This is a genomic window from Marinobacter sp. MBR-99, assembly GCF_040547575.1.
Taxonomy (GTDB): domain Bacteria; phylum Pseudomonadota; class Gammaproteobacteria; order Pseudomonadales; family Oleiphilaceae; genus Marinobacter.
On record NZ_JBEPPY010000021.1, the window covers coordinates 72443 to 82727 of the forward strand.

Annotated in this window: 10 protein-coding genes and 1 pseudogene; 6 read left to right on the forward strand and 5 right to left on the reverse strand. The window is 52.9% G+C overall.

Annotated elements, in window-relative coordinates:
* Positions 1-4 precede the first annotated feature (4 nt).
* From ABIE59_RS20010 to ABIE59_RS16525, 3 genes and pseudogenes are all read left to right on the forward strand, one after another.
* Positions 5-85: pseudogene (locus ABIE59_RS20010) on the forward strand (DUF302 domain-containing protein); the annotation flags it as partial.
* A gap of 65 nt (positions 86-150) precedes the next feature.
* Positions 151-390: a DUF302 domain-containing protein gene (locus ABIE59_RS16520; RefSeq protein ID WP_246065264.1), complete on the forward strand. Its 240-nt coding sequence runs from the start codon at positions 151-153 to the stop codon at positions 388-390.
* Positions 391-582: 192 nt separating this feature from the next.
* Positions 583-1041: a hypothetical protein gene (locus ABIE59_RS16525; protein ID WP_022990672.1), complete on the forward strand. Its 459-nt coding sequence runs from the start codon at positions 583-585 to the stop codon at positions 1039-1041.
* Positions 1042-1101: 60 nt separating this feature from the next.
* Here the strand turns inward: ABIE59_RS16525 and ABIE59_RS16530 are convergent, their stop codons facing one another.
* The 3 genes from ABIE59_RS16530 to ABIE59_RS16540 all read right to left on the reverse strand — a co-directional run bounded on the left by ABIE59_RS16530 (position 1102) and on the right by ABIE59_RS16540 (position 2502).
* Complete coding sequence (locus ABIE59_RS16530; protein WP_227508254.1) at positions 1102-1611, reverse strand: ATP-grasp domain-containing protein; 510 nt, start codon at positions 1609-1611, stop codon at positions 1102-1104.
* Between the two features lie 217 nt (positions 1612-1828).
* Positions 1829-2068, reverse strand: coding sequence for a hypothetical protein (locus tag ABIE59_RS16535; RefSeq protein ID WP_354448579.1), 240 nt, complete (start codon positions 2066-2068; stop codon positions 1829-1831).
* Between the two features lie 149 nt (positions 2069-2217).
* A complete protein-coding gene (locus ABIE59_RS16540) occupies positions 2218-2502 on the reverse strand; it encodes a hypothetical protein (protein WP_354448581.1) in 285 nt (94 codons plus the stop codon).
* Positions 2503-2768: 266 nt separating this feature from the next.
* Between ABIE59_RS16540 and ABIE59_RS16545 the strand changes: the two genes are divergently transcribed.
* Genes ABIE59_RS16545 through ABIE59_RS16555 form a run of 3 tightly spaced genes read left to right on the forward strand, consistent with a single transcriptional unit; the run spans position 2769 to position 8457 of the window.
* The gene (locus ABIE59_RS16545; RefSeq protein ID WP_227513210.1) at positions 2769-4037 is read left to right on the forward strand and encodes a TolC family protein; all 1269 of its coding nucleotides are present in this window, start codon (positions 2769-2771) and stop codon (positions 4035-4037) included.
* A gap of 5 nt (positions 4038-4042) precedes the next feature.
* Positions 4043-5338, forward strand: coding sequence for an efflux RND transporter periplasmic adaptor subunit (locus tag ABIE59_RS16550; protein ID WP_058340747.1), 1296 nt, complete (start codon positions 4043-4045; stop codon positions 5336-5338).
* Positions 5335-8457: an efflux RND transporter permease subunit gene (locus ABIE59_RS16555; RefSeq protein WP_113880705.1), complete on the forward strand. Its 3123-nt coding sequence runs from the start codon at positions 5335-5337 to the stop codon at positions 8455-8457. Before ABIE59_RS16550 ends, ABIE59_RS16555 begins: the two co-directional genes overlap by 4 nt.
* A gap of 287 nt (positions 8458-8744) precedes the next feature.
* Here ABIE59_RS16555 and ABIE59_RS16560 read toward each other — a convergent pair whose 3' ends face one another.
* Both ABIE59_RS16560 and ABIE59_RS16565 read right to left on the reverse strand, forming a co-directional pair.
* Positions 8745-8885, reverse strand: coding sequence for a hypothetical protein (locus ABIE59_RS16560; RefSeq protein ID WP_153741758.1), 141 nt, complete (start codon positions 8883-8885; stop codon positions 8745-8747).
* 22 nt (positions 8886-8907) lie between these two features.
* Positions 8908-9447: a hypothetical protein gene (locus ABIE59_RS16565; protein ID WP_114435603.1), complete on the reverse strand. Its 540-nt coding sequence runs from the start codon at positions 9445-9447 to the stop codon at positions 8908-8910.
* Positions 9448-10285: the final 838 nt, after the last annotated feature.

A 10285-nucleotide genomic window follows, 5' to 3' on the forward strand; every position in this document is an offset into this window, starting at 1 on the left:
AGCTATGTCATACACAATCGATCGAGTTATCAAAGATGTCGATTTCGAGGACGTGGACAGAAGAGCGCGTCAGGCCCTCACTGATCACGGCTTCGGTGTGCTGACAGAAATTGATGTCAAAGCCACCATGAAGAAAAGCTGGACAAGGATATGCAGGCCTATCGGATTCTCGGGACCTGCAATCCTGGCATGGCCTGGGAAGCCATCGGTGTGGAGCCTCGCGTGGGTGCCATGCTGCCTTGCAACGTTATTCTTCGTGAGGTTTCGGAGGGCATTGAGGTAAGTGCAGTGGATCCATTGGCTTCCATGAGCGCCATCGATAATGACGAGCTCAAGCAGGTTGCCGGGAAGGTCAGGGATATGCTCTCTGAGGTTGTGGAATCGATCTGAAGCCGGTAGAGGCGTCGATTTGCTGCAGTGCCTGCGGTTTGCAATGGATTAGCGAATTAGCCAGGCGAGCGCATAGCCCAACTGAACACTGGAAATGCAAATAGGACTCCTCATTTGACGACGGGATACCTATTTGATGTCAGTCATATTATGGAGAAGAAAAAAGGAAAAAAGGAAAAAAGGAAAAAAGATATGGATATAAAGACTTTTGGACAACTGATCGACTGGACGCGCGATCTGCACTCACATCTGGCGAGCTGTCTGTCCCATTGCGCAACAAAGCACGAGGAAGAACGGGCCCGTGCGCTTTTGGATTATCTGGCAGCTCATGAATCGGAAATAGAGCGGATCGTGAACGAGTTTGAGCACCAAGGGGATAAGAAGGCACTGGAAACTCGGGTGTACGACTACCTGTCCCATAATCCGATCAAAACTCATCGAACCTGCGACGAGCCTTACGCGAAGCTTGATTTTGATGGTATCTGCCGGGAAGTGTTCGACTTTCATGATCAGATTATTGATCTCTACAAAACGCTGATTGGAAAAGCCGAAATTCCAGAAGCAAAAGAGCTGTTCGAATCTCTTTTGGCGATGGAGGAAAATGAGTCGATGAGACTGGCTCGTCAGGTTGGCCGAATGCAGGATCTATGAGATCCGAGCACTTTTGCTGACGGCTTAATCCCTTTGAATGTTTCCAATTGAGGCTCACCTTCACACCTCAAAGACGGGCGCAAAGCCACCTCCCGGCGTTCGAAAGTTGGTGGCCTGGCCCTGGTACACACGGGCAGCGGCAAGCAGATGTTGCCCGGCATAGGTGTACAAACGGATATCGACCTTTCTGGTGGTGACCGTGCCATCCACTCTCAGGGTGCGTTCTCCGGCGGGAACGAAGTTCTGCGCGATGTAATCACCCTTCAGGATCTCTTCGAAAACGCGGCGGGTTAGTTTTTCGCCCCGATAGACGCCCTTGCTGCCATGGCCCGCTACCGGTTTGAAAAACAGTTTACGCCGGTTGCTCCACAACTCCGCCTCATCACTTGCTGAAACCAGCCGGGTCTTCGGTACAGCTCTATCCAGAAATCCTGCCTCGGTTTCACTCAGGCCCCAGTCGCGCAGGGTTTGGGCATCAGATAGCAGGATCAGGTTCCGTTTGTCGGCCATCAGCGCATGGGCGCGTGGATTGGGCGTGACGACCGCCGCGCCGTCGAGGTAGGCAGGCACAGGGGTAATTCCTCTTGCACAATGGGTTTTCTTGCCACCGATAACGGGCCTGATTGTCAAATGGATGTTTCTTGGGTGGTTGACTCTGAGAGCCAAATGAAGAGGCATCGTGGAAGTGAAGTAAATTACTTTCTGTATTTTCAATATTTAATAAATAGTCGACTGTCGTTCTAAGAGACAGTCGACTACTGGTTATTCTCTAACACGCTGGATTTATTTAAGTATGATTGTGGTGTGTGTTTCTGACTGATATTTTTTGCTGCTTATTGACATTGGACCCGTTCATTGATTTTTGAGATTGCATTTCTTTCATGCAGGTCATCATTCTGGTTTTCGTGTCGACTGTTTTGTTCGGGTAAGTGCGCGCTTCATTAATCCGATCGGCCAATCCTGAATTGGCAGTGGCCATGGTAGAAAATAAAGTGGCAGCTGCGGCAGCGATAATGATTTTTTTCATGATGTTCTCCTTAATTGCCTTAAACCGTTCAAGAAATTCAGTTCAGTTTCAGATTTCTGTGATTTACTTGAGCGTGATCAGGACGTCGACTGCTCGAAGCCCGAGCCAGCCGACGCTTGCGTCTCCACGAGTTGACTTTACCGCAGGGATTACCCTGCGGTATTTTTTTGCCTTTGTTTCAGAGCTTTGTGATAAGCCCGGCCTTCTTTCGTCATCATTTGCACGCGAGCCTCAAAGCCCCCTTCGGACATCGCATTACGTGTCATGTCTCTGTGTAAGCGCTGCATCTCTTCATTCTTAAGTATTTCTTCAATGGATGATTTTTCCATCATTTGGCTGTGCATGGCCTTCATGTCCTTATTGTCTGAGATGTTGCCGGCGAGTACGGACGTTGAAACAGTAACTGCTGCTGCAAATATAAGTAAATTTTTCATTTTTACACCTCCTAGTTGGTTGATGAGTTAATTAAAACATCGGTTTCTGAATTGATCCTGAAAGAAACAAAACAATTTAAAATAAAGTAACTTTTTTCAGGAATAACAGTATCTTGATATAAATCAAATTGTGCATTTTCGTTCTGCAATTCAGTTTGGTTTCAGATAAGCGCTATAAGATTGCGATTCAGAAACATTTCAATGGAGATATAACATTGTCCATTCTTCCTCACCTTATAAAGCCGGCCTTTCTCGGTGCTTTGGTTTTGACCAGTTTGCCCGCTTGGACGGCACCCAGACTTGAGTTAACCGGCGCGATTGATGCGGCCATCGAGAACGATCCGTGGCTGCGTCAGAGTGTGCAGATGCAAGATGCTCTGTTGGAAGAAGCTGTTGCCGATGGGGCACTCCCGGACCCCCGGATGACGCTTGGTGCCGCGAATTTGCCCACGGATACTTTCGATACCGGACAGGAGGCAATGACTCAGGCCACCATTGGATTTACCCAGCGAATTCCGCGAGGTGATAGCCGTCAGCTGGCCAGTGAAAAAAAGCAGGAAATGGCAGGCGTTCAGCCTTTTCGGCGCGAGAACCGCCGGGCGCAGGTCATGGAATCGGTAGCGCATCTCTGGCTTGAGGTCTGGCGAACCCAGCAAAGCATCGAACTGATTGAAGATAATCGTGCTCTGTTTCAACAGTTAGAGGATGTCGCAGAGGCTGGGTATACCTCAGCAAGCATGGGTTCCAGGCAGCAGGATGTTATCCGTGCCTCGCTGGAACTGACGCGACTTGAGGACCGGCTGACGGTGCTGCATTCGCAACAGGCATCGAACCGCGCGGAGCTGGCAGAGTGGATAGGCCCGGACCAGGCCAAGCTGGCTGTCAGTAAAGATGTACCCAACGAGTTGCTGAGAGTGTTTCCTCTGGGCTGGGCTGAAACATCCGCAGAGGCACTGATCCGTCATCCGTCAATCCGCGCGACTGATCAGCTGATTGATGCCCAGAGTGTTGACGTTGACCTGGCTCGCCAGGCCTACAAGCCGGAATGGTCAGTATCTGCACAATATGGATACAGGGAGCGGGCACCAAACGGTCAGGACAGGGCCGACCTGTTTTCTGTAGGCATTGGCTTTGATCTCCCGATCTTTACAGGCAACCGGCAGGATCGAAAACTGAATGCATCAGTGGCGCGACTGGAGGCGGCAAAAACAGAACGTATTTTGCAGATCCGGGGACTTCAGGCCAAAGCCCGTGCGGCCGTGGCCCGGATCGAACGACTGGATGACCGCATAGAGCTCTATGAACAGACCCTGCTGCCGCAAATGGAGGCGCAGGCAAGCGCAGCATTGACTGCTTACAACAACGATGACGGCGACTTCGCCGAAGCGGTACGAGCGCGAATTGCAGAGCTTAATACCCAGGTTGAATTGATACAGATGATGGCCGAGCGGGCCAAGAATCTGGCGAGTTTCCGTTATCTGACGTCCGACACTTCCGACATACCTTCCTTTTCACTGAATCGTTACCAGGACTGACCATCATGGCTAATTTTGCTCGCCCTTTGGGCTTTGTATTGCTCGGCGGCCTCGCCGGTGCAGGGGCCACGTACTGGCTTGACACTGACGCGACTTCGACGCCTGCAGCTGAAATGGCCGCTTCTGGCCCAAAGGAGCCGCTGTATTGGGTAGCCCCGATGGACCCCAATTTCAAAAGTGACAAACCCGGAAAATCCCCGATGGGGATGGATCTGATCCCCGTATACGAGGAGGGTGGGTCAGCTGAGGATCCAGCCGGCACGGTCCGAATTTCACCAACGGTCGTCAACAACCTTGGGGTTCGAACGGAGCCGGTGATTCAGGGGCGCCTGCCTAACAACATTACTACCGTAGGCTACGTGCAGTACAACGAAGACGAGATGGCCCACGTGCACCCTCGTGTTGAAGGCTGGATCGAAGCGCTTTATGTCAAAGCCGAGGGCGAGCCTGTTGAGCAAGGCAAGCCTTTGTACACGCTGTACTCGCCCACCCTTGTGAATGCGCAGGAAGAACTGCTTCTCGCGATGAACCGTGGCAATCAGAGACTGGTTGATGCTGCTACCGAGCGATTGTTGGCGCTGAACGTACCGGCTAGTCTGATCAGCCAACTGCGCCAGAAGCGCGAAGTCCAGAGAACCATGACGGTTTACGCTCCGGGTTCCGGGGTGATCGAGAATCTGAATGTTCGTGAGGGTATGTTCATCAAGCCCGGAAACCGGGTTTTATCGATTGCCGCGCTGGATGAGGTCTGGGTGATCGGCGAAGTGTTTGAAAGCCAGCTTTCCGCCGTAGAGGCTGGTAACCGGGTGCAGATGACGCTGGATTACATGCCCGGTCGCGAGTGGCGCGGAAACGTGGATTACGTCTACCCCGAAGTGAACCCGAAAACCCGGACGGCGCAAGTGCGGATGCGCTTTGATAACGATGATGGTGTCCTGATGCCAGGCATGTTCGCTCGCCTGGATGTTCAGGGCGAACGGGGACAGCGGCAGTTTCTGGTGCCACGGGAGTCGGTCATCCGCACCGGACAGAGCGACCGACTGGTTCTGGCGATGGAAGAGGGCGCCTTCAAGTCGGTTAACGTGACCGTTGGGCGCGTCGGCGACAAGTATGCGGAAATACTCAATGGCCTCTCGCCAGGCGACACGGTGGTCACATCCGCCCAGTTCCTGATCGATTCGGAATCCAGCAAAACCTCGGACTTCCAACGGATGTCATCGCCTCAGGATATGGATGAGCAGGGGATGGATCATGAAGGCATGGATCACAGCACCATGAGCCATGGCGGGGGCGAGTCATGATTGCCGCTATTATTCACTGGTCTATTCGTAACCGCTTCCTGGTGTTGCTGGCGACGTTGCTTATCACAGGGCTCGGCCTTTATTCGCTGAAACAAACGCCGGTGGATGCTCTGCCGGATCTGTCCGATGTGCAGGTCATTATCAAAACCAGTTTCCCGGGCCAGGCGCCGCAGGTGGTGGAAGACCAAGTCACCTACCCGATGACGACAGCCATGCTCTCGGTACCGGGCGCGAAGACGGTCAGGGGATACTCGTTCTTCGGTGACTCCTATGTTTACGTGATCTTCGATGAAGACACCGACATGTACTGGGCCCGCTCCCGGGTACTGGAATACCTGTCCCAGGTTGCGCCCAGCCTTCCAGACTCTGCAAGGCCTCAGCTCGGGCCAGACGCTACCGGAGTTGGCTGGGTTTACCTGTATGCGCTGGTAGACCGCACTGGGAACCAGGACCTAAGCCAGTTGCGCAGCCTGCAGGACTGGTTCCTGAAGTACGAACTGCAAACGGTGCCGGGTGTCTCTGAGGTGGCTGCGCTAGGCGGTATGGTGAAGCAGTACCAGGTTAAGGTCAGCCCGGAAAAACTCAGGGCGCTGGGAATTCCTCTGGCTCACATCCAGAACGCCATTAAGAGAGGCAACCAGGAAGTGGGCGCCTCCGTCATCGAGATGGCCGAGGCGGAATACATGGTGCGCACGTCTGGCTATATAAAGTCCCGTGAGGATCTTCTGTCGATTCCATTAGGACTCGATGACAACGGTACCCCCATATTGCTGAAAGATGTGGCCACCGTTGAAGTTGGCCCGCAGATGCGGCGTGGGGTTGCCGAACTGAATGGGGAAGGTGAAACCGTCGGCGGTGTTGTGGTGATGCGCTTTGGTGAGAACGCTCAGGCAACCATTAATGGCGTGAAGGCGAAACTGGAAGACCTGAAATCCAGTTTGCCTGAAGGCGTCGAGGTGGTGACGGTTTACGATCGCTCTGGTCTGATTGAGCGGGCGGTCAATAATCTCGGCTTCAAGCTGCTTGAAGAGTTTCTGGTGGTGGGCCTGGTGTGCATCGTCTTCCTGTTCCACGTGCGCTCGTCGCTGGTGGCGATTCTTAGCCTTCCCGTGGGTATTCTGGCGGCCTTTATCGTCATGCACTGGCAAGGCATCAATGCCAACATCATGTCACTCGGGGGGATTGCCATCGCTATCGGCGCCATGATTGATGGTGCTATTGTAATGATCGAGAACATGCACAAACACATGGAGCGAACCCCGTTAACGTCTGAGAACCGATGGGAAGTCGTTGCACGGTCAGCCTCTGAGGTCGGGCCCGCGCTGTTTTTCTCGCTCCTGATCATTACCGTCAGTTTTGTGCCGGTGTTTGCCCTGGAGGCGCAGGAAGGGCGGATGTTTTCTCCCCTGGCGTTCACCAAAACCTACGCCATGGCGGCGAGTGCGGCCCTGGCGGTGACGCTGGTGCCGGTGCTGATGGGCTATTTCATTCGCGGCAAGGTGCTGCCGGAGCACAAGAACCCCGTGAACCGCCTGCTGGTTGGCGTTTATATGCCGGTGCTGAAGCTGGTGTTACGCTTCCCGAAAACGACGGTTATTGTTGCGTTGCTGGCATTGGCTGTGGGCCTTTGGCCAGCCACCAAAATCGGCAGTGAATTCATCCCGCCACTGGATGAAGGCGACCTGATGTACATGCCCACCACCTACCCGGGCATCTCCATTGGTAAGGCTCGGGAACTGTTGCAGCAAACGGACAAGCTGATTGCCACCGTACCCGAAGTCGAAACCGTGTTCGGCAAAGTGGGGCGGGCGGATACCGCTACCGATCCGGCTCCATTGACGATGATCGAGACCTTCATCCAGCTCAAGCCGAGGGATCAATGGCGGGAAGGCATGACCACCGAAAAGCTGAAGCAGGAGCTCAATACTCTGATTCGGTTCCCGGGGGTAACCAATGCCTGGGTTATGCCGATCATCACGCGCATCGATATGCTGGCAACGGGTATTAAAACGCCGGTGGGCATCAAGATTGCCGGTCCGGACCTTACCGTCATCCAGAACATCGGTAAACGCCTTGAGGAAGTCATGGTCGACATCCCCGGTACAGCCTCCGTTTACTCTGAGCGAGTCGCTGGGGGCCGCTACATCAAGGTGGATATTGATCGTGAGCGTGCCGCTCGTTATGGGCTGAATATCGCTGATGTTCAGCAGGTAGTGGCCTCCGCTATTGGTGGAATCAACGTTTCCAGAACCATCGAGGGACTTGAGCGGTATCCCATTAATCTTCGTTATCCGGAAGACTACCGGGATTCGCCCGAGAAGCTGGAGCAACTGCCCATCGTGACCGCATCCGGCCAGCGCATTGCCCTGGCAGATGTGGCGGAGATCGGCGTGGAGGATGGCCCGCCGGCCATTAAGAGTGAGAATGCCCGCCTGAACGGCTGGACCTTTGTGGATATTGAGGGTGTCGATGTAGGCACCTATGTTGAACAGGCCATGGTTACCGTGAGTGAAGAGCTGGATCTACCTCCCGGTTATTCAATCAACTGGTCTGGTCAGTATGAGTACATGCTCCGTGCGAAGGAAAAACTGACCTATGTGGTGCCGTTAACGCTGGCCATCATCGTCATCCTGCTGTTTCTTAACTTCCGCCGTTTTGCCGAAGTGGGGATTATTATGGGCACGCTACCGTTTGCGATGATCGGTGCTATCTGGCTGATGTATCTGCTTGGTTATAATTTTTCGGTAGCCGTCGGTGTCGGTTTCATTGCGCTGGCCGGCGTAGCGGTAGAGATTGGGGTGATCATGCTGGTGTATTTGAATCAGGCTTATAACGAAATGCTGGAAACGTGTGATGACAAAGGGCTGACGCCAAGGCGAGAAACCCTCCGCCATGCCGTACTACACGGTGCCGGTATGCGGGTTCGGCCAATCATGATGACGGCGGCCGCCATTATCGGGGGGCTTGTGCCCATTATGATTGGCACCGGTACAGGGTCGGAGGTGATGGGCCGGATTGCGGCACCTATGGTGGGCGGTATGATTTCCGCTGTCATTCTGGCGCTGCTGGTGATTCCTGTGCTCTTTTATCTCTGGAAACAGCGAACTCTTGGTGAGTAACGCCGATAGCAAGGTGCCAGGATTCGGCCTGGCACCTTGCTATCACGTCTTTACCGGTTATCACGATCATTCGCAGAGTGCCTACCCGTCTACTGCGCATATTCCAAAATCTATTTGCCTGAACGTTCGCTTTGCGAGCATTCATGCCTAATGACAGCATTTCCCGAGCCATTATCGCGAATCCGCTAAAGCCGGGGTAGACCATTTGAACGCGATGGTGATTGAGGGAGATCACCATTGCGCCTTGAGCTACCAGAAGTCGCTTCATCGACATCGAAGTGGATCGGTCAAAGGGTATCGTTGTCGTCCCTCTTTTTTTCGTCATCTGCCATGTCTTTCTCCACTAACCCAAAGATTTTATAAAGTATCAGGAAGCCGGTGGAAAGAATCAGAATTACGGCCAGAAGGGCAATCATTGGATGTATCATCGGGCATTCTCCTGGAAATTCATCAAATCCATGCGCTACTGAGTATGTCTGCTAGCTCTTCACCTGATGAGCAACCGTTGGTTTCTGGCTGTTCACTAATCATTTTCGCATTCAGACTTTCATTTGGAGCGGTGTCGTAAAACGTCGATTGGTTTGGGGATTCATTATCAAACCGGTCGCTGGTTCCTGCGTTTCGGCCATCGCTCTCTGATCTATCGTCAGGTACAGCTATTTCGGCTAGCTCTGAACTTATTTCATCTGCGTCAAGGACGCCAGGGCTATCACCGGTTGCCGAAGTTGTAGCTGAACCAGTCGCAAGCGCGTTTTGGCTTCTGCTCGGAGAATTATCTTTGGACGAGAGTCTGTTCACAATCCACGTCAGGCCTACGGCAATGGCTGCGATCTCAACGGCGACATTGAGAAACTCCTGAGACCGCTCCTGCAGAACGATGAAGGCTCCACTTAGGCCGTTGATGAGCGACATTAGCAATAACTCAAGTATGAAAAACGTTGCGCGTACGGCAGACAGGATTACGACTGATTTCCATATTGCTTTGAGCATTCGGCTGACTCCATCCTCAAATAAATGAGTGAAACTTACGGATGAGCAGCTATTTGGAAATGCGTGTTTTGAGTAAGGAGGATTTGTTGTGAACTATTGGGAAAGACCCTTTTGATTAGCTGATGATGTTTTTCAGGCCTTGGGAGGTTCGAAACTCTTTGGCTATTCCTCACAAATAACAGGGTCTCGCTCCAGCTCCTTTTCACCTCAATACCAACAATTTGAGCGTTGTCGGTCCATTGGGGCTCGCCCTCTTGGTTGCCGGAAATCGCAAATCTACTGTGCATTCTTGAATTAGTAAGGAACGGGTTAGAGCCCCTTTCTGAAAGCGAACGCGATGAGGAATTGCCCCTGAATAGCATGGCGGGATCCAAGGCAGAAGCGGTGAACCAGAGGTTCCCTGGTCTCTCCGAACCTCTGGGTTGCGTGAATCCTGCCACGGGCCTTCCGATGATCGGGGATATCGACGTGGAAGGGAATGCCTTTGGCACCAGTTCTCCGTGTGTTGACTGCTCACCTGGGGTTAAGGGCCCGTTTTGTGAGCACGACTTGTTGGATCTGGGCGACAACTGGGTATGAGCTTCGATCATATATGATGCACCTCTACGAATTGTTCAAGCGCTCGCACCAGTTTTTAATGTCCGCCGGAAACCAGCGTCGACTTCCCAGTCCACGTTTCGAGGGCAGGCGGAAGCCTGTCGGGAAGTCTGGCATGTAGAAATAATTTTTCATAACGCTGGCCTTGTCAACGTCGGGTTAAAACTGACCCACTTTTTGGCAATATCGCCGGTTTAAAACTGACCCACCCTTGGCGGTTAGGTGTTGGTTAATTGATCCT